Source organism: Paenibacillus methanolicus (assembly GCF_008124765.1).
Classification (GTDB): domain Bacteria; phylum Bacillota; class Bacilli; order Paenibacillales; family Paenibacillaceae; genus Paenibacillus_Z; species Paenibacillus_Z methanolicus.
Map to the genome: position 1 here is coordinate 18,322 of NZ_VNHS01000015.1, position 25,903 is coordinate 44,224.

The window sequence follows — 25,903 nt, forward strand, 5'->3', positions numbered from 1 at the left end:
AAATTAGAGCATTTGCCCCGAAAAACGGGTATAACGTTAATTTTCCATGGAAATCGTGTAGAATGTACGAAGGATTGCGGATTTCAAGGCAAAGGCGGCGATAAGAATGGGCGTCAAACACGCAAGGGAGTATAAAGAGATTTTGCAGGAGCTGACCGAGGCGATCGGATCCATCGGAGACGGCTATGTGTTTTTCGAAATGGAAGAGGAAGAATGGTCGCAAATGGAGGCCGGGGAACGTCACGACGTGCTGGAAGCGTTGGCCGACGACGTGTTCTACGGCCTTGGCGAGGACCCGGTGATCAAAGTGGGCGGCGGACTGGTTGCGTACCGGGCGAAGCACCACTGCATCGAGGTGTCCATCGACGGGAAGGAAAGCCGGATTATCCGACTTGTCTAGCGTGCGCCGGCTTGGCATCGCGAAGGCGGGAAGTAATCCGCATTAATGAGGGGAAATTACGCTATAGCGCATATCGTTGAATACCAAGGTAGTTCATAGACAGCCGATTTCGTACAAATATCCGCAAGCTGCAGCGAAGCAAGAGCCTTCGCTGCAGCTTGCGGTGCCTAGATTCGTTCTCCAAGCTAGCGGATCAAAACACGGCGGAAGGCGGGTGTCGGCTGGCAGGCAGCAACATTACCAATGAAAACCACTAAAGCGAAGAGCGGCAGATCGTGAAATATCGGTCCTGCCGCTCTATTATTTTAGTGGGAATTAAGACCTATTTATAAACACCGTGTTGAGCATATATTACCAGTGGACAAGATGTCGCTTTGTTCATATTATAGACACATAAGCAACACAGAAATCGCTTAAAAGCACTGCTTTAGGGCAAACCTGGCGAAAGTCAGCGGCGCAAAACCAGAGGGTCTAAAGTCCTACATATTCAAGGACCATGATAGCCGGTTGCGATTCACCCAACAACATGAGTAGAGGAGAATTTTCATGGTGAATGTTATGGCAGTTTTCAAAGGTATCGGCTTTGGTGTAGTCGCAATCGGGATGGTTCCTTTCATGTTTGCGAAAGCTCTGAAGGATAGCTTTGGACCAATGCTGTAGGGGCACATCGCCCCGGCCGTCATCCGTTACAATCTTAAGCTGCAGACAGGCGGCGAGGGGTTGAAGCGGGGGGCGGCTTTTTTCCTTTGCCGCGCAAGGCGAGACGGCTAAACTTGTAAATTCAAAAGAGCCCCGTGCATCGTGCACGGGGCTGGCAGATGATCGAACGGCGCGGACGCTGTCCGGGGTTCAGTCTTCCGAGACTTTGGCGAAGAACGAGAGCCCATAGAGCGCCGACAAGCCGACAATGACGTACACAATCCGGGTTACGACCGCATCGGTGCCGCCGAACAGCTCTTCCACGAGGTTCCACTCGAATAAGCCGACAAGCAACCAGTTTAAGCCTCCGAGAATAAGAACAGCCAAACTGACGATGTTCCAAACTTTCATCGGATCGCCTCCCGCGAACGTCTTGGCGAGCGAAGAAGCGGCGGCCCGGCCGGCAGACGGCGACGGCACCACGCATGGATTGCGCCATCCTGATACATACCGCCCTTTTCCTCGCTCCTCATCAAAATATGCAGGGAGGGTAGGGGATAGAACGAAATTGTGAAAGCGCTTTATCGACGAGCCGGTCCGCTATCCCGCTTGCCGCAGACGTTCGCCGGTTGCCGCCGAACGTTGGCTAAATCGCCTGTCTTGGACGTTCGCCGGTTGCCGCCGAACGTTGGCTAAATCGCTTGTCTTGGCCGTTCGCCGGTTGCCGCCGAACGTTGGCTAGATCGCTTGCCGCAGACGTTCGCCGGTTGCCGCCGAACGTTGGCTAGATCGCTTGCCGCGGACGTTCGCCGGTTGCCGCCGAACGTTGGCTAGATCGCTTGCCGCGGACGTTCGCCGGCGGTAACGGTGCGGTTGCGCCCGCCCCGCTTCGCTTGATACAGCGCTTGGTCGGCTTGGTCGAACACGCGCTCGAAGCCGCCTCCGTGATCCGGGCAGACGGCGACGCCGATGGATACCGTGATCGGACTGCCGGTTGGGCTCGGTGCGGCTTCCATCGTCCGCCGAACGCGTTCGGCCAGCTGTCGCGCCGACTGCAGGCTCTGATGAGGCAGCAGCACCACGAATTCCTCGCCTCCGAATCGGCAGCAGACCCCGTCTCCGCCGGTCTCGGACGACAGGACGCGAGCCAAGTGCACGATCGCCTCATCGCCAATCTGGTGGCCGTACGTATCGTTCACCGATTTGAAATGATCGATGTCCAGCACGAGCAGCGCATACGGCGTCTCCTGTATCGCCCACTCCGCGAGCTGTTCCTCCAACGAAGCACGGTTATGCAATCCGGTCAGCGCGTCGGTGCGGGCTTGCTCGCTTAGTTGGTCGGCCTGCTGCTGCAAATTGCGAACGGCCCGCATCATCGCTTTGGCCAAATAGTGCGCTTCGTAATTCCAGTGCTCGGCGAATGGCGGCTGATCGAGTCGTTCGTTCGCCGAGATTTTGCGTGCGGCCGACGTTAAGGCCGAGAAGGGAGACGTCAGCTTTCGCGCGATCCAGAGGCTAAGCGCCAGCAGCAGGGCGAACAAGGGGATAATCCACGCTAGCTGCGCGCGCAATAGCGCGCTCATCGCATCGTTCACGACCGAAGCCGGCGATTGAAACACGACCCCGAGCTTAAACTGCGGCATTTCCAGATAGCCGACCAAATGCTGCTCGCCATCCGGATTGTCGATGGAGGCATACCGTGCTTTGTCGCGGATGAGTTCGCGCTGCAGCACGGACGGTTCAATAATGACGCGTCCCCTGCTCCCGTCCGGATTCATGAGCAGCTCGCCGTTTTGGTCCACGAGATAAGCGAACGAGCCTTTCTGGCTCTTGACGGCGTGGTTAAACATATCGCTGAAGACATTTTGCGCCTGGAAGTCGATCAGACCGCCAATCAAGCCGAAGTAATGCCCGGATTGATCCATAACCGGATGCGCGATCAGCATAGCTGCATGTCCGCCCGGCGCGATGAACGGTTTAGAAACGTACGGCTTGCGCTCCAGCAGCGCCGCTTCCAATATTTCCGGCGTGACCGGAGGCGGCTCGAATTCGCGTCCTTCGGGCGGAGTGCCGAGCAGAAGCCCGTGCTCGTCCGCGATAAAGAATCGATTGAAGAAACGGCTGCCGCCGAGCAGCGGCTTCACGCCGTCCGCCAGCCGCATCGGATCGCCGCCGCCTTGCTCGATCATGAACCGCGATGTCGAGCCGAGATGCCGCAGCATCAAGTCCATCCAGCCGTTCATCGTCACATTGAGATTGCGGGCGCCTTCGAAATTCGCCTGCAGCGTCGAACGGGTCAGCGTGCGGGTTTGCGATTGCAGCGAAATGCTCATGAGAAGAAAGGTCGTGCCCAACATCGAGAACATGAGCAGTCCGATGATGAGCGCGTTAAAACGGATACGGCCTTTTTTTACCGGTACAAAAGACAACGTCAGCCAACTCCCTCGAAATTGCTAGAAACATACATTTTTCGACGGATTTCGCGTTTTTCCTGCATATGGTTCCTGGTTTGAACGAATATACGGGAAGCTTGCGAGAAGATGCGCGATGTTGTTCTGACTAGAAGTCATTGGCTGGGAAACTGAACCCGGCCGTCAGGGTAGACCATGCAGAGAATCTGCTCGCTCCCTCTGGCCGTCGCCAGCTCGTAATGGTCGCTGACGACGAATCCGGCTCGTTCATAGACGGCGATGGCGCGCTCGTTCCACGCATGGACTTCGAGGTCGATCTCGTTGCCCGGGGCGCGGCGAATCGCTTCCCGGACGATCGCCTGGACGAAGCCAAGACCGGCTCCGCGCCCGCACAGATCGGGCCGCAGGCCGAGCCCGAGCCGGGTGACGCCGGCAAGGGGGAAGAACTGCGCGAAGCCGATGAACGCATCGTCCGCGTCGAGGACGGCGGCGTACTGCTCGCGGCGAATCGCCGGGTCGCCAAACTCGCGTTCTTGAGCCTGCATGTCGGCCCAGCTGAGCCATTGATAGAACGTAAAAGGCGCCTCGTAGCGCCACTCGCACAGCGCGGCGGCTTGCTCCTCCGTCAGGGGCATTACCCGGTAGGGCGGCCGAGGCGGTGCAGGGATGGTTGAAGATAACATGCGGCGGACACTCCTTTGGGAGTAGTATAGCAAAGTTCGGCGTCTTGCTTCATTCGGGAGAAACAGGCCGGGTTGCCAAATCCCCCACTGGACATGGGCGGCGGGCCTACGCTACTGTAAGTAGGAGTACTCGCGCAGGTGAGCACATAAGGAATCAACGGTGTACCGGACGAGATAACGAAACTGGTCGGGTCACGAACATAGAGGAGAGATGATATGAACGCAATCGTGTCGGCGAAATGGGTATTGGCGCGCATGTACGAGCCGGACGTCGTCATCGTGGACTGCCGGTTCGCGCTGGGCAAGCCGGAGTCGGGCCGCGAGGCATACGAGGAGTCGCATCTGCCGGGGGCGATCTATCTGGATTTGGAGCAGGACTTGTCCGCCCCGGTCGAGGCGGACGGGAGCGGCGGACGGCATCCGCTGCCGGATCCGGCCACGCTTGCGGCTAGAATCGGGAGGGCGGGCATCGGCAGCGAATCGCGCGTTATCGCCTATGACGATCAGGGCGGCGCGATGGCGTCCCGTCTGTGGTGGCTGCTGAAGTACCTCGGCCACGAGAACGCGTTCGTCATGGACGGCGGCTTCAAGGGTTGGAAGGAAGCGGGCTTCCCGGTGACGGCCGAGCAGAAGATCACGATCCCGGCGCAGTTCCTCGCGACCGTGCAGCATAATTTGCTGGCGGAAGCGTACGACGTGCAAGACGTTGTCGCCGGCGTGAAGCAGGCGACGCTGATCGACTCGCGCGAGCCGGCTCGCTATCGCGGCGAAGTCGAACCGATCGATCCCGTGGCCGGCCACATCCCGGGCGCGAAGAATGTCCTGTGGGCGGAAGGTCGCGGCGCGGACGGCTTGTGGAAGAGCACGGAGGAGCAGGCAGCGCGCTTCGAAGGGCTGGGGCTCGCGAAGGAAGACGAGATCATCGTCTACTGCGGCTCGGGCGTGACGGCGACGCCGAACGTCATGGCGCTGCAAGAAGCGGGCTACACGAACGTGAAGCTGTATGCGGGCAGCTGGAGCGATTGGATTTCTTACAGGGAGAATCCGATTGCGACGGGAGAAGAGTAAGTGCCGAGAGGCCGCGTCGGACGCGGGATTGAGGGCTGTGACAGGTTACCGGTGGGTAGCCTGCCGCGGCCCTCTTTGGGCTTCTCCGCAAACAGCAACAAGCAGTTGCAGCACTTGCTCCAGGCACAGCATTTTTTGGCCTATAAAGATGCGGGATGTTTTATTCACTGCTAATAATATTGTTATACTGCCGCATGATTTTATTCCAATCGGGATCTTCGGAGTTGTAACAATTCATTAACTGTTTCAGTCTATCGTTAATGCCTTGATTCACTACATTATCGCGTTGCAAATGAATATCCAAAGCAGCCAGCAATATTTTTGCGAGATCCAAATCGCCTACAGTTATCGAATTAAAATCTCCTGCAGAAAAGAATCTTTGCCACATATTGAACGCAGAATGGCTATCCTCTTTTGAATAGATTAAATCGTAGAGTATCTCGAAATTCTTTGCATACTCCACGCTTTGGAGGGTTCTATAAAAAGCAGGATCGGATAGATCGGCAGCATGCGGTGTTCCGATGTACAACGTATTCCCGCCTGCATCTGTCATTGTAAATCTTCGATCTTCTACTAATTGTTTCAATTTTGATATTCGCGGTATGCCGGAACGAGGGATTTTCCCGGTGCGTCGTTTCAATTCAGTCGTGAAATCTTCATATACCCGGTTTACATCGTCAACTTCGATATAGCACATCTGGGGGTTTTCATTAGGCAATATTCGTTTGGTTACATAAAAGTGCAGCTCAAGCGAACCGTAACTTACCACTGCATATGGATGTGGTCGAGTATAAATTTGAATCGTTTTGAAACCTAAGCTCTCATAAAAGGACACCTGTTCCTTTATGGATGGACACGGTAAAATCGGTTTGATTCTAATCAAAACTAGCCACCTCTTCTTCGTGTATTTGGCTTACTCATACAGCGTACCACATTTATGCAAATGATAAGGTTTGTTGTATTTTTCTAATGTGTTAAAGTGACTGAAAGACATAAACCCGTCATGTGCTTTAATGATAAATAATAGGATTAAACAAGGGGGTCAAGATGAAAGGGATTGAGATAGCAAAAAAATTGAATATTAGCACGAGCGCATTAAGGCATTATGAAGCGTGGGGACTTGTCCCTTACGTCGAGAGAGCTGCAAATGGCTATCGCATATATACAAAAGAACATGAGGCTTATTTCCAATGTATACGTGCGATGTATGCTGGTTTTGGCATGGATTTGATTCGAGAGGTGATGCCGCGCGTCATTCGGGGGGAAACACTGGATGCTTTATGGCTCGTTAACAAGGCGCAAGTAAACTTGCATGCAGAAAAAGAAACCGTACAAAGAACAGTCGACATGCTTGATTTGAAAGAGCTGAACGATCTGCCGAAGTTCCGCAATAACAACTCGTTTACGATTGGTGAGGTAGCGGAAGAAGCGAACGTATCTGCTTCCGCGATTCGGCATTGGGAGAAGGAAGGGTTAATCAAACCTGAGCGTCAACAAGAGAGCGGATACCGTATCTATAGTCCTTCAGATATTCGCAAAGTGCTTATCATCCGGACTGTTCAAAGAGTCGTGTATTCCTTGGATACCGTTCGTACAGTACTATCGGAGCTCGATAAACATAATGTTGCGCAGGCTAAGGAAATTGCGCTTAAGTCTCTTCAGTACATTGATTATGCATTGGTTGAGCAAGTGCGAGGTATCTCCTATTTGCAAAATCTTTTAGACATTGTGTCAAATAAAGAAGGACAGTAAGCGTGCAATTCCATTGCCAACAACATGCAACAACCTGCAAACAACAATGTTGCAGCCTATTCATCCTTTGGGCGCTATGTTGCTTCACTTAGCCTTTTGTTGGCGTTCCGTTTAGATTGACCGGCCATAGTATGGAGTTGCGTATGAGCCTGTTTGGTTTGCATCGGTTCGCGGTTGGGCACAAAAATAGAGAAACCGCAAATCATAAGAAACCTTGCGCGTCCGTTTCTGTCATAATGAAGCTCAGGGGGCATTGCCGGCTATCATGCCACCGTCGATATGCGATTCGGAAAGGATGAAGAGATGACTCGAGACGAACAACGTAATTGGAAACGGAATATCACGCTCTTTTTGAGCGGCCAGACGATCTCGTTGTTTGGTTCCGCTTTAGTACAGTACGCGATTATGTGGCACGTCACGCTCACGACCCAATCCGGCCTGATGATGACGTTATTCATTATCTGCGGCTTTATCCCGACGTTCCTGCTATCGCCGTTCGCCGGCGTATGGGCCGACCGCTTCAACCGCAAAACCCTCATTATGCTGGCCGATGCCATGATTGCCGCCGTGACGCTGATTCTGGCCATCACGTTCCTGCTGGGCTACGACGCGCCGTGGCTGCTGTTCGTCATTGCCGCCGTTCGCGCGCTCGGAGCGGGCATTCAGACCCCGGCGGTGGGCGCCATCCTGCCGCAGATCGTGCCGGAAGACCAGCTGACGAAGATCAACGGCATCAATGGAACGCTTCAGGCGCTTATGATGTTCGTGGCGCCGATCGTCAGCGCGGCGCTGCTGTCCGTGTCGACCATCGAGGTCATTTTCTTCATCGACGTCGTCACCGCGGCAATCGCGATTTGCGCGTTGTTTTTCTTTCTCCGCATTCCTTCGCACCGCAAGGAGTCGGATACGCAGGCGGTCAGTTACTGGGAGGACTTTAAGCAAGGGGTCACTTACATCCAGCATCACGGCTTTCTGAAGCCCTTGTTTGTGTTCTTTGCTTTCTTCTTCGCCTTGATGGCGCCGGCTGCCTTCTTGACGCCGCTGCAGGTGACGCGCAGCTTCGGGGATGATTATTGGCGGTTAACGGCGATTGAGATTGCCTTCTCCGTCGGTATGATGGCCGGCGGGGCCGTTATCGCATCCTGGGGCGGCTTTCGGAACAAGATCCATACGATGACGCTCGCCAACCTCGCGATGGGCTTATGCACGTTCGTGCTGGGCGTCGTGCCGATTTTCTGGATTTATCTCCTGGCGATGGCGATGTTCGGCGTTGCGATGCCGATGGCGAATACGCCGACGACCGTCATGCTGCAGGAGAAAGTGGATCCGAATTATCTTGGCCGCATTTTCGGCGTATTCAGCATGATCTCCACGTCGATGATGCCGATCGGCATGCTCATCTTCGGGCCGCTGTCGGACGTGATCGAGATTGAATGGCTGCTGATGGGCACCGGCCTGCTCATCATGATTCTAGCCTTGTTCTTCGTCGGCAACCCGCGATTGCTCGAGGCCGGCATGCCGGCGCCCAAAGAGAATCTGCAGGAGAGCGAAGCGCACGGATAAGAGGTAGCACAATTGCGGACGAGATGTGCGCATCGTCGATTCAATCATGAATGGGCAATACTCGCCGAATCTATCGGGGCCATCTAAGTTTTCCGGATGTGGACGCCATTTTGGCGTCCTTTTATTTTCGGTGCAGCGGGCCCTCGGAGCGGGTTTAGACGAACGAGTCATCGCCGATTTCACATCGTGATGACGACATTCCCTTTTTTGCGTCCCGTTTCAACGTAGCGGTGGGCTTCGGCGATTTGTTCCAGCGGATAGCGTCGGTCGATGACCGGCCGGATTGCTCCGGACTCCGCCAGTTCTTTCAGGAAAAGCAGGTTCTCCTTATTCTGTCTCAGACCGGTTGCGGTGAACTTGGCTTTCTTGCCGCCGCCGATCGCGCCCCGGGCCGTGCGGAGGAGGATTGCCGGCGTTGGGACGGTCGTGAGATAGATGCCGTTCGGCTGCAGCGCGCCTTTGCATCGGGAGAAAGAGCTTTTGCCTACCGCATCGAAAATGACGTCATACCGGCCGCTTCGGGTGAAATCGGCCTGGGTGTAGTCGATCACCCGATGGGCGCCGAGCGATCGGACAAACTCCGCGTTCGAAGCGCTGCATACCCCCGTAACGTCCGCGCCGAAAAAAGCGGCCAGCTGAATCGCATAGACGCCAACCGCGCCCGAGGCCCCGTTGATGAGGAGGGATTGACCGCGCTCGATTCGGGCTACATCGCGGAGGAAAACAAGCGAAGTCAGGGCCCCGTCGCAAATCCCGACCGCTTGCTCATAGCTCATGTTGCGCGGTTTGACGGCTAGCGGGACATTTTCCGGCAAACAAACGTACTCCGCGTAGGCGCCGAAGCTTCTCGGGCTTATGCCAAATACCTCGTCGCCTGCTTTGAACTGCGTGACGGCTTTGCCGACGGACTCGATTTGGCCAGCCAGTTCAACTCCCATGACGGGGTAGCGAGGTTTGGTTAGACCGTACATGAGCCGTATTATGACCGGATCAGCCTTGCGAAAGGCACAGTCCGAGGGCGTGACCGCCGCCGCATGGATGCGGATGCGCACCTCGTTGTCTTTGGGGGAGGGGATTTCTACGTCCTGGAGCGATAGCACGTCCGGCGATCCGTACGTTGAACAGACGATGGCTCTCATGCGTGCGCCTCCTATGTTCGATTGCGTTGGCAAATCGTAATGGGGTGTGACGGTAGATAGTAATGGATATGCAGGATTTAATTTAAAGTAGCGTAATGTTTCCTTTACCTGCAATTAATTAGTTGCAATAACATCCTATTCCGCATACAATACAATTAGTTGCAATAACATCCTATCTAGGGGGCGGGCAAATGGAGAACGGATGGACGTCTGCCGGGCGGGGGGCTGCCGAGTCTCATGGCCAATACATCTCCGCCATCTACCGCCATATGCAGGTGCTGATTTCGACCGAACTGGCACCCTACCGAATCGGTAGCGGGCAGTATATTTTTCTGATGGCGATCGCGTACCAAGAGGCCGTGACGCAGAAGGCGTTGAGCGAGAAGCTGCTGATCGACAAGACGACGACCGCCAAGGCGATCGCCAAGCTGGAGGCCGAAGGTTACGTGCGTCGGGAAGCCGATCCCGCGGATAACCGCTATCAGCTGCTGTATTTGACGGGATCGGGGCGGGGCGTGGTGCCGAAGGTTCAGCAGGCGCTGGACCGCGTCAAGAATATGACCCGCAAAGGCATCAGCGATGAGCAGTACGACGAAATGATGGGGCTGCTCAAGATCGTGCTTCGGAATTTGACCGAGTAGCGAATGCGTTGACTTGAGGAGGAATGAACATGATCATGGCACTTCCGTTTATCGTGGTGGATAACTGCAAAGATGAAATCGAGTATTACCAGCGCATTCTGGGCGGCGACATCTCCATTCTGCGCCAACAAGGCGAAGCGGTGCTGAACGCGGACCTTCATCTGGAAGACGCCACATTGAAGTTCGCCGATTCGCAAGCGGCGAAGCCGGCCGGCAAGGGCGACTACGTGCGCGTATTCCTGAAGCTTGACGAGGAAGCGGCGTTCCGGCATGTCTACGCGCAATTCGCGGAAGGCGGGATGATTAACACGGAAGCCTACGAAGCGCCATTCAACGGCTTGCTGGCCATCGTTACCGACCGGAACGGCGTGTGCTGGGTGCTCTCGTATTACCGTTAAAAGCCCACGCGCGAACAAAAACAAGACCGTACGCATCCCGTACGGTCTTGTTTTTGTTCGTTCGCCTGAACGTTAAGGTGTATAAATGCTCGGCTGCGCCCGCATGCAGCGCGTCGTCGTGCCCGAGCTTCGTATCCGTCTTCTGCGCGCCGTCCAAGTATATCCAGAGCGCGGATACGAAATAATTGCGATCGCCACGCTAACCGAGAAGGAAAGGGTGGCGATTCGTATTCGTTATCGGCACTCTTTGTTACTGGAACAGCGTATAAATGAGAATTTCGCCGTCGCCGGGCCCCTCCATGCCAATCACGCTCTTGCAGGACGTCAGGATGTACTGGCGCTTCATGCTGGTAGAGGATTGTTCCTCCGTGCGCCCCCCTTACAGAGTGTTTCCGACTTGCGGCCGTCATGCGGATCATATTGATAGCGGATTCCTTCATCCCCCGAGCTCAGGTCGGCAATATCCGGTCTCCCTTCGTCATCGAATCGAATGATGCGTAGATTGCCGGCAAGCTTCCCTTTCTGCGCGAACTCATCAAGCTGCTCTACGTTTAACGGACCGCCGGGACCTTCCACCACATCTCCCCGTTCTTTCGCTTTCTCAAGCGTATAATTCGAGCAAGCCGAGAGGACGATGCCGGCCAACAGAACAAAAGCGAGTCTTTTCACAAATTCCCTCCTCGACACTAAGGATGGGCGGACAAACCGATCAGACCGCGAGCGTTCACCGCAGTCTACTGTACGAGATCACCGGGTATTGGCATGCGCCTCGTCTCCATCGAACGTAAACGAGCGGACGGCATACGTCTTGGCCGTCTTGGTCACGTGGTTGAAGAACAACAGCTCGCGCTCCTCATGGCCGTCGAACAGCTCATAAGCAACCCAGCTTCCTCGTCCCGGCGGCACATACGTTGCGAGAACGCGCTTCCCTGGCTCCAACTGAAGCGCGAATCCGTTCGGCGACGGCGCAAGCCGATAGGAAGCGGCTGTTCCCGCAGCGGTTAATAACGTGCTTGCCAACAGCACAAGCATGCAAGACAAGATTCTTTTCACGACACCCTCCGACTGGTAAAACCCACCTGTTTTTCTGAAGCTATACATTCGAGTTTCCACCACAAAATCCTTCTGGAGAATCCGCTGCAAAGTAGGATAAACTGGACAGTATAGGAAGATACATGAAGGAAAGGAAGAAGCCTATGTGCCGGAATATTAAAACGTTGTTCAACTTCGAGCCGGCGGCGAGCGATTACGAAGTGAGGGCGGCGGCCGTCCAATTCGTGCGCAAACTGTCCGGCTTCAACAAGCCGTCGAAGGCGAACGAGGAGGCTTTCCAGCTGGCGGTCGAAGAGGTTACCGCGGCGGCGCAGAAGCTGCTCGGTTCGCTCGTGACCAACGCCGAGCCGCGGAACCGGGAGGTCGAAGCCGAGCGGGCCAAGATTCGTTCGGTCAAGCGGTTCGGCACGGCGAGAGAAGGGCAATAGGGCAGATTCGGGTGTAACGACGGCCGAATGCGCAAGGCGGCTGGCGATTTCGAGAAAGGGGTGACGCGCGGTCATGCCCGACTGGTCCTATCAAACCCTATTCCGCCCGCTCTTGTTCCGTCTGCCCGCAAGGGTTGCCCGCGGACTTACCCTTCGCGCGATGGGAACCGTAAGCCGGATGCCGGGCGGTACGCTGCTGATCAAGGCGCTCGGCCATATGGAGCCCGCCCCGCTGCTGGCGACGACGTTCGCCGGCATCCGGCTGGCGACGCCGGTCGGCTTGTCCGGCGCGGTCGATCCCGAGCACTTGGCGACGCGCGCCTTAGCCCAATTAGGATTCGGTTTCGTGGAAGCGGGACCGATCACGCCGCGTCCGATTCGGCATGCGGCGCCGATTCGACTGGACGTGGAAGAAGAAGCGATCGTGTACCCGAGCGCGTACGAGAATGAGGGAGCAGAAGCGGCGCTCCGGCGTATGCGGGCACCAGATCATGCGCTGCCCCAGTTTGCGCGTCTAGCCCCTTCTCCGGATGCGGACCGAGTACAAGCGATTGAGGAGCTGGGAGCGCTGCTCGACATGTTCGGGGGCGAGCACAGCGTCGCCGCGCTCGTGATCGAAGGGGTATCGGCAGCAAGAAGCAGGGATGACAACGTTCATATGGCGAGCCGGCTGACGGCGTATCTAACCGGGCCAAATCGATCCAAGCCCTGCTTGCTTTACGTGCCGCTTGATTTCCCGGATGAGTGGTTAACAGAGCTTCTGCAAACCGCTGACTCGTCGGTCTGGAGCGGGTTTGTCATTGGAGACGCCATTGGCGGCAAGGAAGGCGCGACGGTCGGCCGGGACGGCAAATCCGCCTGTCTGGCCAAAGTGGCGCTCGTCCGGTCGCAAGCGGCGGGATCGCCCGCGCTGCTGGCTTCGGCGGGCGTGCACGCGCCCGTGGATGCGCTGGAGTTGATGGACGCGGGCGCCGATTACGTGCTGCTTCACGGCGGCTTCGTCTTCGCGGGCCCGGGGCTGCCGAAGCGGGTTAACGAAGTCGTCCAGCACCGCAAACTCGCGGAGCTGCCCGGTGGCGAGGCCGATCCGCCGTTCTGGCGCAACTGGGGCTGGATGTGCCTGCTCGGCATCGGCATGATCATTGGCGGCCTTATCGCATGGCATATCGCGACGAGCACCGTGCTGCTTTCGTACGACGAGGATTTTCTCGGCATGACGGGCAGCGAAGTGAGCGCGATTGCGCCGCATCTGCTTCATTTCATGTCGCATGACCGCATTACGCTTGCCGGGACGATGATCTCCATCGGCATTCTGTATTATCGGCTGGCGAAGCATGGTCTTCGGCACGGCTTGCATTGGGCGAAGACGGCGGTGTTGGTGTCCGGAGCCGTCGGGTTTCCGAGCTTTTTTCTCTACCTGGGGTATGGTTTCTTCGATCCGCTGCACGCGGCAGCGGCGGCTATACTATTACCGATGTTCCTGCTGTCCATGCGCCGCAACCCCGACCGCCCTTATCGGGACCCGGTCAATCTGCGCAACGATAAGACGTGGAAGCGGTCCCTCTGGGGGCAGCTATGTTTCATCGTAGTCGGCATTTCGTTGTGCGTAGGCGGGATCGTCATTGCGACCGTCGGCGTCACGAACGTCTTCGTGCCGCAGGATCTCCGTTATCTGGGACTGACGCGCGAAACGCTCGATCTCGCCAATCCCCGCCTCGTTCCGCTGATAGCCCACGATCGGGCAGGCTTCGGAGGCGCTTTGCTGGCGGATGCCGTCATGATCCTCATTCTCGCGCTCTGGGGTTTGCAGCAGGGGGCAAGGTGGTTGTGGTGGACGTTGCTTGCGGGAGGAGCACCCGGTTTCCTCGCGGGTTTGGGGATTCACCTGAGCATCGGCTATACCGACTTCGTTCATCTGCTGCCGGCGTATTTCGTCTTCGCGCTGTATGTGGCGGGCCTTATTTTACTTTATCCGTATTTGATGAAGAGCGAAGACGCCGCCGTGCCTTTAGCCGATGAAGGGGAGATGCCGGTTCAACGGGGAGAAGTCCCTGTTGGCCGTAAGTTGGACTGACCGCCGCGCAAGCTGCCGGCAAGCAGGAACTGAGCGGCATAATACGTAATCATAATGAGCGGCCCGGCGTAAGCGATATCCGACACGAACATGTTCCAAGATAAAATCGAATCCGACGCCAGGAACAGGAGGCTGCCGAAGATCGCCTTCCGCTGCCCGGTCATGACGGCGGTGAACGCCATTGCCGCAATAACCGCGATATAGAGGAGCACCGGCACGATCAACGCCTCGCGTCCGTCGCGCGACAGAGCATCGATTAGATGCGACCCGATCCAAGCGGCATACGCCGCGATCGGCGCGACCGCGGCCAGGCGGGCTGCGGAGAAGCGCCATCTGGTCAGGAAGCTGGCTGCGTAGAACAGGTGTCCGATCAGAAAAGCGGACAGCCCGACGACGAACCAATGCAGCAACCCGTCCCCGAGCATGCAGAAGAACAAGCCGATGAGCAGCAGCCATTGGTCACGGCTCGGCCGTCCGCTCGTGTGCAGGTAGCCGTAGAGCAGGATCAGCCACATCGGAATCAGCTTGAACAGCAGCTTCACGGCCAGCGGATCGGACGGAATGAAGAAGATGTACAGCGCGCCCATCGCGAGGATGAGTAGCGGCAAACCGTATTGGCGCAAAAGAATTCCCCTCCATCGACCGTGTTGAAAGACGTATTCGGCAAGATCGGCGCGAATCCTGTGGACCTTGCAAACGAATACAAAATACCTATGCCGATCGCCGCCGCGATAGCATCATAGACGGCAAATAGAGCATGCCTGCAATCTGCAAGCATGCTCTATTTGTGTTAGGGTGCGTGATCAATGTGGCTCGCTCGCGCGATGCCGCTTAATTACCCGTATACAGCTTCGTTTTGGTCAAGGCTTCGACGAACGCGATTTTGCTGTAAGCCGTACCGCCTTGCGCCAGCGGATCGACGAGATTGACGAAGACGTTGCCGTTCTTCGCGGCTTTGAGGTTTTTCCAGATCGGATTCTTCTGCAGGTCCTGCAGCGCCTTCTCTTTATCCTTGTTCTCTTCGGCCGCGAATTGGACGAACAGATAGTCCGGATTAATCGACGCCAGGCCTTCCAGCGAGAGGTTCTGCTGCGACTTCGCTTGGCCGACTTCCTTCGGCACGGCTGCGCCGAGGTTCGCGTACAGCGAAGGGTTGAAGAAGACGTCCTTCGGATAGATGAACAGGTTGCCGGAACGAATTCGCACGGCGACGACGGTTTTGCCATTAAATTTCGGCGCGACCTTCGCTTTAACGAGCGCAAGTTGCCTCTGATATTCCATGATCGCTTGCGTCGCTTCCGCCTTTTTGCCTGTCAGCGCGGCCAACAGCTTGAGGTTGTGGATCCAATCCGTCGAGATGTGGGAGACCGGAATGACCGTCGCGATTTTCGCCAGCTTCTTGTTCGTCTCTTCCGGGAACTTCGTGCTGCTGAGGATGACGTCCGGCTTCAGCTTCAGAATCGCTTCCAGATCCGGTTCCGTTTTCTCGCCGATCGCCGTTACGCCGGCCGTGATTTTCGAGAACAGTTTCGGGAATTCGCCGCCTACCGTCAGGGCGCCTTTCGGCTTGAAGTTCAGCACGAGCGCGTCTTCCAGCGATTCGACCGAACCGGTAATGACGATATTGTTCGTTTTCGCCGGAACCGTGTACGTCTGTCCTTTATAAGTGATTTTCTGCGTGGCCGCCGTGCTTACGCTCGCCGCCGTCGCAACCGCGCCTGCCGCAGACCCCACGCCCAGCGCCAGCACGCATGCCAATACGACGCTCTTCATGCTCTTTCTCATGACCCGTTCACTCTCCATATCAATAATGATAATCATTATCACTTATCATAGAGAAATCCGGACATCCTGAACATGGATTTTCTCCGGAAATCGTCTGGACATTTTTCGGAAATGGGCGCAAATGGGAGGATGGCATTGCGTATGGGGGTGAATTGTACACCATAATGGGAGGAGCCGCGTTTGCGCGATGGCCGGCGAGGGTGAGAATGGGCTTGGCGAGTCAAATAAGAGCACCGGTCTGGAAACGAATTCCTATCCCGGTGCTGGTGCGCATGGTAGCGCGGAGTTATTTGGTTTCGCTTAACGTCGTAAAGCTCAATATGTTGCTCTTCGCGCTTATTCCGTTCTCGCCGGTCGCGACAACTTGATAGTAATAGGTCGTGCCGGGTTGCAGGCCGTCCGCGTAGGCGTTATGGAAGGTGCCGCCGTCTAGGGCGGGTAGCGCCTTTTGATCCAGGTTCAGCTTGTCGGTGCCGTAATAGACGGTCGAGTTGGCGTTCAGACTGGTGATCCACTCGAACTTCGTGAACGTGGCGCTCGTCGAGTAGGCTTGCACGCCGGAGATCGTCAATACGTCGGACAAGGTCGTGAACTTGAGCACGTCGCTCTTCGCGCTATTGCCGTTCGCGTCGATGACGACGACTTGATAATAGTAGGTCGTGCCGGGCTTCAGCCCTTCGACGTAGGCATTGTGGAAAGTGCCGCCGTCTTGGGCGAGCAACGCCTTCTGGTCGAAGTTCAGCGGGTCGATGCCGAAATAGACGGTCGAGTTGGCATAATGGCTGGTCGTCCACTCGAATTTGGTGAACGTCGCGCTCGTCGAGTACGCGGTTACGCCCGAGAGCGTCAGGGCATCCGAGATCGTATAAAATTTGAGCACGTCGCTCTTCGCGCTAAATCCGCTCGCGTCGGTCACGACGACTTGATAGTAGTAGGTCGTGCTTGGCTTCAGTCCTTCCGCGTTCGCCAGATGAAGCGTGCCGCCATCTTGGACCAAGATGGCTTTCTGGTCCAACTTAGCCGGGTCCACGCCATAGTAGAGCGTCGAGGTTACGCTGCGGTTGGTCGTCCACTCGAACTTCGTGAACGTGGCGTTCGTCGAGTAGGCTTGAACGCCGGATAGAACCAGAATGTCGGACAAGGTCGCGAACTTGAGCACGTCGCTCTTCGCGCTGCTGCCGTAGCTGTCCGCGACGACGACTTGATAATAGTAGGTGGTGTTCGGCTTCAGGCCGTCCGCATATGCGTTATGATACAAGCCGTCGTCGTAGACGGTCGCCTTGCGGTCCAGGTTGAGCGGATCGATGCCGTAGTAGAGTACCGACGTCGCGCTATGATTCGTCGCTCACTGGAACTTGGTGAAAGTCGCTTCCGTGGTATAGGTCTGCACGTTCGCAACCGTCAGCAGTCCTGCGGTCGTGTTGAACTTGAGCACATCGCTCTTGACGGTGCCGTTCGCATCGGAAGCCACGACTCGGTAATAGTACGTCGTCGCCGGCTTAAGCTGATCGGCATAGCCCAAATGCAGCGTGCCGCCGTCCTGGACGATCTTCGCCGATTGATCCAGCTTCAGCGGATCAAGGCCGAAATATAAGGCGGAGGTCGCGTTGCCGCTTGTGGTCCACTCGAATTTGACCGAGGTCTCGTTCGCGGAGTAGAACTTCACGCCGCTGAGCGTCAGGGCATCCGGCAGCGTGGAGAAGGATTGCACGTCGCTGCTCCGGACTTTCTTGCCGGATACGGCGGCGATTTGATAGAAATAGGTCGTTTGCGGTTTCAAGCCGTCCACGCGGAACACATATTTGTTGTCGGAGCGGGAGGACGGTTCTTCAATCCGGTCTAAGACGCTAGGCTCTTGGCCAATATAGAGTCTAGGCGTATAGCCCTTGGACGCGACGACGGAAATTTCCGCGCCGGTTGCCGTGATGGACGAAGCTTGAATTTTGCCGATAAATTGCGAGCCTTTCGATCTGTTCGGGCTTGCGGCTCCCATGGTTGCAGGAAACAATGCCGTCAGAACGAACAGAAGCGCTAAGACCGCGCCGATCTTGCCGCGTGCGTTCATTGAACATCCCCCAATAGTAGTAGTAGAGTAGTTTACTAGATTAACATCATTATAGGACGAATTTGGAAAGGGAGTTAAGACGCGCTATTTGGTTTTTCAATAGGAATACATACCTTTATTCCGTTTTCGGAAAAGAGGGTTACAGGGGGCTCGCTTGCGTGCGACCTCGTAATGAAATGGCAGTTCGGGGAACGTCGGTTTAATTCCGACTAAATCGATGTGAAATATTTAAAAAATGATTGACACCCGGTTAAAATCCCCCTAGAATAAGGTCTAACTTAAGTCGGATAAATACCGGAAGAGATCGACTGGACCGCCAGAGATCCAACGGCATGCGCGTTTGCGCTGCCGTTGGATCTTCTTTTTTATCCGAACCTATTAACTCTCGGACAAAGGATGTGTACAGGCATGAAAAAGACTACGACCTCGAAATTAAGTTTGTCCCTGCTCGTTGCAGCGGTATTATACGCGTTCTCGACTTACGCTGCCGTCTCGGCGAACAAATCGCCGGATGAAGAAACGGCCGCGGTCCCTGCAGCGCAGGAAACGACGGTACAGGCGGGAAGCCAGGCTGCGGCTCCTGCAGCCGCTAGCGCGGCAGCGCCGGCTGCCGGGGCGGTAGCCGCCCCAGCTTCGTCGGCAGCGACGGCACTCGCGCCTGAATCGACTCCTGCCGCGAGCGAGCCGGCGGCAGCAGAACCGACAAGCCAACCGACAACCGAACCGGTCGTGAAGGAGGAAGCGCCTGCAGCTGCCGAAGCGGCACCGGCGACTGCGGCGAAGCCGGTTGCCAAAGCTTCCGCGCCTGCAGCCGCCGAGAAGGCGGAAGCGAAAGCCGAGCCGGTCTCGACGCCGGCGAAAGCGGCGCCAGCCTCTGCCGCATCGGGCAATACGTCCGCCGCGCCGAAGGCGGCTGCCGCTGCGCAGCCGAAAGCGACGTCCCCCGCGCCAGCCGCGAAATCATCGGCGGCTGCGCATGCGGCCAAGGAAGAGAGCAAACCGGCAGCGACGGCGGCTCCTGCAGCGGCGCCGAAGATCGAACCGAAAGCGGAGCCGCAAGCGCAAGAGAGCGCTCCGGCCGCGGCGGCGCCTGCGGCGACCGATAGCGCGCCTGCTGCCGGCACGTCCGCGCCTTCGGGCGGAGACGGGTCGACGAGCGAAGAGGACTGCTAATCGTCCACGTCCGCGACCGGCCTCATGCCCACTAGGCTCATGAAGAAGAACAATTAGAGAAAGCGGGGGACCTATCCATGAAATCCACTTCCCGATTAACCCGATTCGCCGCATTGCTGCTGGCCTTATTCCTCATCGTACCCGCCGCGAGCGTCGGCGCCGCGACGGCTGCGGCCGGCACGGCCGGCGGCAAGACCGACTCATTCGATTATTTCAAGGATGCCTATCCGAGCTTGAAGAACGCGGACGGCCATGTGTTCAAGACCGCGACTTACGAGGATTTGGTGACGCTGTTCAAGAGCGAGGGCACCTTCGCCATCCTGTTCGGCGGCGCGTGGAGCGCGGAGACGCAAGCGGATATCGGGTATATTAACGAGACCGCCAAGGCGTACGGTATCCAGACCATCTATAACTTCGATCCGAAGCTGGACGGCAAGTCGCTCGACATCGCCGACAGCAAGAGCAAATACGCGCATTACTACGTGGATCTGGTGAACAAGTATTTGACCAATCTCACGACGATCGCCAACAAAAGCGACAACAACGTCAGCTACGCGAAGGACGGCGCCGCGGTGACGGCGAGCAAAATCCAGGCGCCATTCCTGTTCGTCTACAACAAGGATAATAAGAACGGCAGCGCAAGCGCGCCGATCATCGCTTCCTTGGAGAAGCACGGCAGCGCGGAAGGAACGACGTACGACGCATCGTATTTCGCGAGCGCGGACAAAGCGGCCGCCTATAAAGCGCAGGTGCAGGCCGTATTGGGCAAAGTGCCGGCGGCCGATTACGACGCGCTGACCAGCTGGGAGTTCATCGGCAACGCGTTCAACCAAACGTTCTGGAGCGAGAATCCGAAGTACGATCCGGCCACGGGCGGCACGGACAAGAAAGTGACGATCTTCACGAAAGGCGTGGACAACTACGACGTGTTCGAGCACGTCACGTACGACCAGCTGACCCGCATTTTGCAAAGCGAAGGCAACTACGTCTTCCTCTTCGGCGGCTCTTGGTGCCCGAACACGCAGGCGGATATCCGGTTCATCGGCGAATACGCCAAGAAGCACGGCGTAGACAAAATCTATCTGTGGGACACGAAGCTGACGGCGGGCGTCGACGTCGCCAGCAGCACGCATCCGCATAATAACGAAGAGCTGCAAGTTCGCGCGAACAATCACGAGTTCGCGAAGCTGTACGGCGATCTGGCGTCGACGTACCTGACGAACATCAAGACGCAGAACAAATTAGCGACGCCTCCGGCCCAAATCACGTACGTGAACGACGCCGGTCAAACGGTGAAAGCGGACCGTCTGCAAGTGCCTTACCTGTTCGCGTATAACAAAAGCAACCTGAACGCGGACGGCACGAAAGCGCCGATTCTCGGCCATGTGGAACTCATGTATTCCTGGACGGGCACGAGCTCGAACGTGGACCCGGCTTACGTGTTCGGCAGCGGCATCGCCGACGGCTTCAACCATAAGTCGTTGACGCAAGCGCTGGATGCGCTCTATGGCCGAGTGGAAGCCGTGCCTGCGGCTCTAACGGGCATCGCGCCGACGGCGGCAGGGGCAAGCGACGGCGAGATCCTGGGCGCGACCGGCAAGCTGCTGGAATACAAAGCGGAAGACGCGCCGGAATCGGCGTATCAAGCGTCGAACGGCGAACCGATCAAGAACTTGGCGGCGGGAAGCTACTCGGTCCGCTACGCGGCGAAGAACGGCTACCAAGGGCCGGTCACGACGCCGGAGAAGCTGCCGAAAGCGCCGGCGACCGCAGCCTATGAGGCGGGTCAAGCGGTGACGATTACGGTGCCGCAAACTAGCGCGGCCGCATTCGAGGACGTAGCGGCTTCGGCTTGGTACAGCCAAGCGGTGAACTATCTGTCGGCGCGCGGCATTACGGGCGGGACGGACGCGACTCACTTCAGCCCGAATGCCGAACTGACGCGCGGGGCGTTCATCGTGCTGCTGCTCAAAGCGTATGGCGTTGAAGAGGCTGCGGCGGGCGCGGATAACTTCGTCGACGCGGGAAGCGCGTACTACACGGGTTACCTGGCGGCGGCCAAGCAGCTCGGCATCGCGACGGGCGATAGCGACAACCGGTTCAACCCGAACCAGTCGATTACGCGCGAACAGCTGTTCACGCTGCTCTACCGCACGCTGAAGACGTTGGATCAGCTGCCTGCGCCATCGACGCAAGCAACGCTAGCGAGCTTCGGCGACGCCAATCTCGTAGCCGGTTATGCGAAAGAAGCGGTCGAAGCGCTTGTGTCGGGCGGCATTCTGACCGGCAGCGACGGCAAGCTCAATCCGCAAGGCGTGACGACGAGAGCGCAAGCGGCGCAAGTGCTGTACAATCTGCTCGCGAAGTAAGCGCGACCTACGAAGAACGCCGAGGGACTTGTGCCCGCGGCGTTCTTTTGGCGCCTGGTCTGTGCCGGCGCGCGACATTAGCCCAACCTTTTCATGATACGACGCGCCATGCGAAGCGCCATGCGAAGCGATACTCTTGAAACCCAATACAACAGGTTCGTTTTCCCAACGAACACCTCATCTCTATTGCCTTTAATCGCGCGGATGATTTCATTCGCCACTTTGTCGGGAGCCATTCTATGTTCACCTCTCCCGGCCGTCATAGGGTATCCACCACGGGAGGAAGAATTTGCAGTTGACGAGCGAGGGAGCGCGCGCTTCCGGCGACATGGAGAACGGCCGCCCCGATCGTGAGGATCGAAGCGGCCGTTCTGCCGCGGTGTTGCGACAAATAAGCTAGCTTATACGTTTATACCGCGCTCAGCGCGATCTCTTCGTCGTCGTCGCCGTTATTGAACGCTTCTCGGTCGAACTCGCCTTCGGACGAAGCGACGAGCAGGGACGTGACGGTCGTGCCCGTCGCGTTGACGGCCGTGCGGCCCATGTCGATCAGCGCTTCGACGCCGGCGACGATGGCGATGCCCTCCAGCGGCAGTCCGAGCGCCGTGAGCACGACGGTCGTCGAGATGACGGCAGGTCCCGGCACGCCGGCGACGCCGATCGACGAGATGATGCTGACGAGCACGAGCACGATGTAGTCGGTCGCCGTCAGGTCAATGCCGAACACTTGCGCGGTGAACACCGCCACGATCGCCGGCCAGACGCCGCCGCAGCCGTTGAAATTGACCGATGCGCCGAGCGGAGCGACGAAGCTGGCGATGCGCGGCGATACGTGCAGTCGCTTCGTGATCACTTCCAAATTGACGGGCAACGTCGCGTAGCTGCTGCGGGTCGTGAACGCGACGGCGATCGTCGGGTAGATTTTGCGGAAGAACCGCAGCGGATTCACCTTCGCCACGAGCAGCACGAGACCGCCGAAGACGAGCACGAAATGAATAATAAGGGCGGTATACGACGCCAGAATGACGCTTCCCAGCTCCTGCAGCGTCTCCCAGCCGTAGCGGGCGGTGATGCCCGCGATGAGCGCGAACACGCCGTACGGCGTCAAGCGGATAACGAATTTGACGACTTGGTGCAGCACCTGCGTCAGCGACTGGATCAGATCGCGGACCGGCTTGACGGCCTCCGCGTTCTTCGAGCCGATCTTGATAATGGCCACCGCCAGGAAAATCGCGAAGATGAGCACGGGCACGACTTTGCCGTTGGCCGCTTCGTTAATCGGGTTTGCCGGCACGAGGTCGAGAATGACCTGCGAGAACGTCGGAATTTCGCGCGCTTCGAAGCCCTCCGGCACGGCCTGCTGAATGCCGCTTCCGGGGTTGAACGCCAAGGCGACCAGCAAGCCGATGATCGAGGCGATCCCCGTCGTGCCGAGGAACCAGGCGAACGTCTTGAACCCGATTTTGCGCAAATATTCCAGGCTCGTGAGAGAGGAGATACTGTTGAGCACCAGGACGAACACGAGCGGAATGACGAGCATTTTGATCAAGCTGACGTAGATGCTGCCGAAGGTCGTAATGCCTTTCGTGTCATAGTCCAGGTTCTGGAACAGAATGCCCGCCAGCAGCCCCAGTCCGAGGCCGATGATGACCCGGGTGCCGAAGCCGACGCGCTTCTTCGCGAGCGCGAACAGAATGAAAAAGACGAAGATCGAGGTGACGAAGCCGTACCAGTTGGTCTGGACCGCCGAGAGCAGATTGTTCTGAACATCGTCCATTTAGTATACCCTCCTATATTTATCTACTTAATCGGAATTATGTGTTTTACTGTACAAATAAACAACATGTCATGTCAATTTCTTTTTTGGAAAATAGAGAGAAATGGCAGTTGAGGCAGACGTTATCGCTACTCTCATTGTCAGAATAGACATAAAAAGGTTTAAATTCCATTATCGACACTCGTGTGCTAGCATGAATAAGACTAGCCTGTCAGTCAGCTGAGAGACTATGGGAGGTGGGGAATGATGAACCGTTATATGGGCGTGGAAATCGACGGGGATCATATGTATCTGATGGCGGACACGCCGTCCGGTCTCGTCGAGCACGCCGCTGCGACCGGCAGAGAATGCGCGTTGGATCAGCTGATCCGGGAGGTGGCGGATTTCGCGGCGAAGCTGCCGTACCGGCCGAGCGGCATCGGCATCGGCATGCCAGGCTTGGTGGCGGGAACCGGGAAAGTGGAGCTGAGCCATGTGCTGCCCGCATTGAACGGCGCGACCGCCGAGGCGTTCGCGGCCGAAGCGCAGGCGCCGGTGGCGTTCATTAACGACGTGAAGGCGGCGACGATGGCGGAAGCCTCGTACTACGCGGACCGGGATACGGTGGCGGTCGTGCAGCTGGATGCGTTCATCGCGTCGGGCGTCGTCGTGAAAGGGGAATTGCTGACGGGCGCCAAGGGCTGGAGCGGGGAGCTCGGCTATATGATCATGACGCTGGACGGCAAGCCCGTGCTGCTCGATACGGTCGCCAGCGGGTACGCGATCCTGAAGGAAGCGGCGATCGCGGACGACGAGCTTCGGGAGCGGCTTGGAGCGGGCGACGAGGGAGCGCTTGCGATCGTCCGGCAGGCCGGCGCTTATTTGGGCTATGCGCTCGCGAACGTGATTCATCTCTACAATCCCGACGTGATGGTCGTCGGCGGCGCCACGACGACCTATCCCGGCTACATGGAGGCCGCCGGGACCGCGCTCAAGGAGCATGCCCTGCCGGAACTGCTCGCCTGCTGCGCGATCGAGCAGCCGAAGCTCAAGAAGCACGTGATCGCATACGGCGCCCGGGAGTGGATTCGCAAGCAACTTGGCGATAACGCGGCGGAGGCGAACGTTTAAACCGCGCCATCTACTTGCGCAGCTACCATTAACAGAACGGAGGAGTTTGCATCATGCAGCCGGATTTTAGCATTCGCGGCAAAATCGCCATCGTGACGGGCGCGAGCAAGGGCATTGGCTACGGGCTGGCGAAATCAATTGCGGCGGCGGGGGCTATCGTCGCGGTGACCGCGCGCGACAAAGCTTCGCTCGCGCCATTGCTGGAGGAGATCGCGCAGGCGGGCGGACAAGCGGCGGCGTACGAGCTGGATGTACGCAGCGTGGTCCAAATACGGACGGTGTTCGAGCAGGTCGCGGCCGACTTCGGCCGGCTGGATATCGTCGTCAACAACGCCGGGGTAGGCGATGGCATGCCGGCGGAGGAGGTCACGGAGGAATACTGGGACGAGATGATCGACGTCAATTTGAAAGGCGTCTTCTTCTGCTGCCAAGCGGCCGGTCGCCTCATGCTTGCCCAAGGATACGGCAAGATCGTCAACGTCAGCTCCCAAGTGAGCATTGTCGGCATACCGGAAGGGGTGGCTTATTGCGCGTCCAAGGGCGGCGTGAACCAGCTGACGAAAGTGCTGGCGCTGGAATGGTCGAGCCGGGGCGTCTGCATCAACGCGGTCGGCCCGACTTTCATCTACACGCCGGGCACGGCCGAACGGCTGGACACGCCGGAATTCCGGAGGGACGTGCTCGCCCGCATACCGGCCGGCCGCATCGGCACGATCGACGACGTCGCCGGGGCGGTTATCTATCTCGCTTCGCCGGCATCGGACCTCGTGACGGGCACGCTGCTGCTGGTAGACGGCGGCTGGACGGCGCAATAGCAGGGGGAGATGCGCGCGCTCCGAGGGCTAGGAAGAGGCCGGGGCAATCCGTTGCAGCCGGTCGCGCACTTCTTGCAGAACCCGCGCTTTCTCCCGGTCGCCAAGTGCGCTAATGGAAAGCCGGCGCGCCGCGACGGGGAGCATCCAAGGGTCGATATCCGAATAAGCGATACCGGATAGCTGCTCGTAAGCCTGAACGAACGTGCGGATAATCGGCTCGCCGCAGCGCCTCCAACCCCTCGGCCGCTTCTTGCGGCAGATGATCCGGCAGGTCTGCGAATCGGAACATGACGATATACGCTGCCAGATCGGCTTCCGGGTTGCCGAACGCGGCGTCATTCCAATCGAGGAGGACCGGAGCGTCGCCGCGCAGCATAATATTGCCTGGGTTTGGATCCCCATGGAGCAGCTGCCGCTTCCGCGGCAGCTGCTCCATGTAAGCGATGATGCGTTCCGCTTCGTCGGGACGGAGACCTTCCGCTCTGCGAATGGCCCACGCCAGCGACTCCAGTTGGGCGGGCATCTCCGGAACCGGACTGTTGTGCACGAGATGCAGAAGC

The 25,903-nt window shown here is 57.6% G+C and carries 25 protein-coding genes, 1 pseudogene and 1 riboswitch; of the genes and pseudogenes, 12 read left to right on the forward strand and 14 right to left on the reverse strand.

Annotated features, from left to right (window positions below):
- Positions 1-106 precede the first annotated feature (106 nt).
- On the forward strand, positions 107-400 hold the full coding sequence (locus BCM02_RS31195) for a hypothetical protein (protein ID WP_148933046.1): 294 nt from the start codon (positions 107-109) through the stop codon (positions 398-400).
- Between the two features lie 421 nt (positions 401-821).
- Positions 822-915, forward strand: a riboswitch (cyclic di-GMP riboswitch).
- Positions 916-1,249: 334 nt separating this feature from the next.
- On the opposite strand, the gene BCM02_RS31200 is transcribed toward BCM02_RS31195, so the two are convergent.
- From BCM02_RS31200 to BCM02_RS31210, 3 genes are all read right to left on the reverse strand, one after another.
- On the reverse strand, positions 1,250-1,450 hold the full coding sequence (locus BCM02_RS31200) for a DUF378 domain-containing protein (protein ID WP_148933047.1): 201 nt from the start codon (positions 1,448-1,450) through the stop codon (positions 1,250-1,252).
- A 419-nt stretch (positions 1,451-1,869) separates the two neighbouring features.
- The gene (locus tag BCM02_RS31205) at positions 1,870-3,468 is read right to left on the reverse strand and encodes a sensor domain-containing diguanylate cyclase (RefSeq protein ID WP_246183633.1); all 1,599 of its coding nucleotides are present in this window, start codon (positions 3,466-3,468) and stop codon (positions 1,870-1,872) included.
- 137 nt (positions 3,469-3,605) lie between these two features.
- Positions 3,606-4,133, reverse strand: a complete 528-nt coding sequence (locus BCM02_RS31210; protein ID WP_148933048.1) for a GNAT family N-acetyltransferase — start codon at positions 4,131-4,133, stop codon at positions 3,606-3,608.
- A 216-nt stretch (positions 4,134-4,349) separates the two neighbouring features.
- Here BCM02_RS31210 and BCM02_RS31215 point away from each other — a divergent pair, with 216 nt between their 5' ends.
- Positions 4,350-5,201, forward strand: coding sequence for a sulfurtransferase (locus BCM02_RS31215; RefSeq protein WP_148933049.1), 852 nt, complete (start codon positions 4,350-4,352; stop codon positions 5,199-5,201).
- Between the two features lie 160 nt (positions 5,202-5,361).
- Here the strand turns inward: BCM02_RS31215 and BCM02_RS31220 are convergent, their stop codons facing one another.
- Positions 5,362-6,084, reverse strand: coding sequence for a VOC family protein (locus BCM02_RS31220; protein WP_148933050.1), 723 nt, complete (start codon positions 6,082-6,084; stop codon positions 5,362-5,364).
- Positions 6,085-6,248: 164 nt separating this feature from the next.
- Here BCM02_RS31220 and BCM02_RS31225 point away from each other — a divergent pair, with 164 nt between their 5' ends.
- On the forward strand, positions 6,249-6,953 hold the full coding sequence (locus BCM02_RS31225) for a MerR family transcriptional regulator (RefSeq protein WP_148933051.1): 705 nt from the start codon (positions 6,249-6,251) through the stop codon (positions 6,951-6,953).
- 303 nt (positions 6,954-7,256) lie between these two features.
- Complete coding sequence (locus tag BCM02_RS31230; RefSeq protein ID WP_148933052.1) at positions 7,257-8,516, forward strand: MFS transporter; 1,260 nt, start codon at positions 7,257-7,259, stop codon at positions 8,514-8,516.
- A 179-nt stretch (positions 8,517-8,695) separates the two neighbouring features.
- Here the strand turns inward: BCM02_RS31230 and BCM02_RS31235 are convergent, their stop codons facing one another.
- Positions 8,696-9,655: an NAD(P)-dependent alcohol dehydrogenase gene (locus tag BCM02_RS31235; protein ID WP_148933053.1), complete on the reverse strand. Its 960-nt coding sequence runs from the start codon at positions 9,653-9,655 to the stop codon at positions 8,696-8,698.
- A gap of 191 nt (positions 9,656-9,846) precedes the next feature.
- Between BCM02_RS31235 and BCM02_RS31240 the strand changes: the two genes are divergently transcribed.
- On the forward strand, positions 9,847-10,296 hold the full coding sequence (locus tag BCM02_RS31240) for a MarR family winged helix-turn-helix transcriptional regulator (protein ID WP_148933054.1): 450 nt from the start codon (positions 9,847-9,849) through the stop codon (positions 10,294-10,296).
- Positions 10,297-10,325: 29 nt separating this feature from the next.
- Positions 10,326-10,694, forward strand: a complete 369-nt coding sequence (locus tag BCM02_RS31245) for a VOC family protein (protein ID WP_246183634.1) — start codon at positions 10,326-10,328, stop codon at positions 10,692-10,694.
- A gap of 342 nt (positions 10,695-11,036) precedes the next feature.
- Here BCM02_RS31245 and BCM02_RS31250 read toward each other — a convergent pair whose 3' ends face one another.
- Positions 11,037-11,363 carry a hypothetical protein gene (locus BCM02_RS31250; RefSeq protein ID WP_148933055.1) on the reverse strand — a complete coding sequence of 109 codons (327 nt, stop codon included), beginning with the start codon at positions 11,361-11,363 and terminating at the stop codon, positions 11,037-11,039.
- Positions 11,364-11,441: 78 nt separating this feature from the next.
- On the reverse strand, positions 11,442-11,747 hold the full coding sequence (locus tag BCM02_RS31255) for a hypothetical protein (RefSeq protein ID WP_148933056.1): 306 nt from the start codon (positions 11,745-11,747) through the stop codon (positions 11,442-11,444).
- A gap of 143 nt (positions 11,748-11,890) precedes the next feature.
- Between BCM02_RS31255 and BCM02_RS31260 the strand changes: the two genes are divergently transcribed.
- Together BCM02_RS31260 and BCM02_RS31265 are read left to right on the forward strand one after the other, a co-directional pair.
- Positions 11,891-12,175 (forward strand): DUF2277 domain-containing protein, encoded by a 285-nt coding sequence (locus BCM02_RS31260; RefSeq protein ID WP_148933057.1) that lies wholly within the window; start codon positions 11,891-11,893, stop codon positions 12,173-12,175.
- 73 nt (positions 12,176-12,248) lie between these two features.
- Positions 12,249-14,249 (forward strand): dihydroorotate dehydrogenase, encoded by a 2,001-nt coding sequence (locus tag BCM02_RS31265; protein WP_148933058.1) that lies wholly within the window; start codon positions 12,249-12,251, stop codon positions 14,247-14,249.
- Here the strand turns inward: BCM02_RS31265 and BCM02_RS31270 are convergent.
- The 5 genes and pseudogenes from BCM02_RS31270 to BCM02_RS31285 all read right to left on the reverse strand — a co-directional run bounded on the left by BCM02_RS31270 (position 14,210) and on the right by BCM02_RS31285 (position 18,099).
- Positions 14,210-14,872, reverse strand: a complete 663-nt coding sequence (locus BCM02_RS31270) for a lysoplasmalogenase (RefSeq protein WP_246183635.1) — start codon at positions 14,870-14,872, stop codon at positions 14,210-14,212. The two genes, BCM02_RS31265 and BCM02_RS31270, sit on opposite strands and share 40 nt — an antisense overlap.
- 208 nt (positions 14,873-15,080) lie before the next feature.
- Positions 15,081-16,034, reverse strand: coding sequence for an ABC transporter substrate-binding protein (locus tag BCM02_RS31275; RefSeq protein WP_246183636.1), 954 nt, complete (start codon positions 16,032-16,034; stop codon positions 15,081-15,083).
- A 286-nt stretch (positions 16,035-16,320) separates the two neighbouring features.
- The gene (locus BCM02_RS31280) at positions 16,321-17,193 is read right to left on the reverse strand and encodes a fibronectin type III domain-containing protein (RefSeq protein ID WP_342791375.1); all 873 of its coding nucleotides are present in this window, start codon (positions 17,191-17,193) and stop codon (positions 16,321-16,323) included.
- Positions 17,188-17,355: pseudogene (locus BCM02_RS36525) on the reverse strand (fibronectin type III domain-containing protein); the annotation flags it as partial. The pseudogene BCM02_RS36525 and the gene BCM02_RS31280, both read right to left, overlap by 6 nt.
- Before the next feature lie 24 nt (positions 17,356-17,379).
- A complete protein-coding gene (locus BCM02_RS31285) occupies positions 17,380-18,099 on the reverse strand; it encodes a fibronectin type III domain-containing protein (protein ID WP_148933060.1) in 720 nt (239 codons plus the stop codon).
- A 408-nt stretch (positions 18,100-18,507) separates the two neighbouring features.
- On the opposite strand from BCM02_RS31285, the gene BCM02_RS31290 reads away from it, so the two are divergent.
- Together BCM02_RS31290 and BCM02_RS31295 are read left to right on the forward strand one after the other, a co-directional pair.
- Positions 18,508-19,272: a hypothetical protein gene (locus tag BCM02_RS31290; RefSeq protein ID WP_148933061.1), complete on the forward strand. Its 765-nt coding sequence runs from the start codon at positions 18,508-18,510 to the stop codon at positions 19,270-19,272.
- Positions 19,273-19,349: 77 nt separating this feature from the next.
- Complete coding sequence (locus BCM02_RS31295) at positions 19,350-21,641, forward strand: S-layer homology domain-containing protein (protein WP_148933062.1); 2,292 nt, start codon at positions 19,350-19,352, stop codon at positions 21,639-21,641.
- Positions 21,642-22,050: 409 nt separating this feature from the next.
- Here the strand turns inward: BCM02_RS31295 and BCM02_RS31300 are convergent, their stop codons facing one another.
- Positions 22,051-23,418 carry a dicarboxylate/amino acid:cation symporter gene (locus tag BCM02_RS31300; protein ID WP_148933063.1) on the reverse strand — a complete coding sequence of 456 codons (1,368 nt, stop codon included), beginning with the start codon at positions 23,416-23,418 and terminating at the stop codon, positions 22,051-22,053.
- A 243-nt stretch (positions 23,419-23,661) separates the two neighbouring features.
- Between BCM02_RS31300 and BCM02_RS31305 the strand changes: the two genes are divergently transcribed.
- A complete protein-coding gene (locus BCM02_RS31305) occupies positions 23,662-24,528 on the forward strand; it encodes an ROK family protein (protein WP_148933064.1) in 867 nt (288 codons plus the stop codon).
- A 53-nt stretch (positions 24,529-24,581) separates the two neighbouring features.
- Positions 24,582-25,343, forward strand: a complete 762-nt coding sequence (locus BCM02_RS31310; RefSeq protein ID WP_148933065.1) for an SDR family NAD(P)-dependent oxidoreductase — start codon at positions 24,582-24,584, stop codon at positions 25,341-25,343.
- A 109-nt stretch (positions 25,344-25,452) separates the two neighbouring features.
- Here BCM02_RS31310 and BCM02_RS35535 read toward each other — a convergent pair whose 3' ends face one another.
- Positions 25,453-25,890, reverse strand: a complete 438-nt coding sequence (locus BCM02_RS35535) for a phosphotransferase family protein (RefSeq protein WP_222871041.1) — start codon at positions 25,888-25,890, stop codon at positions 25,453-25,455.
- Between the last annotated feature and the right edge of the window lie 13 nt (positions 25,891-25,903).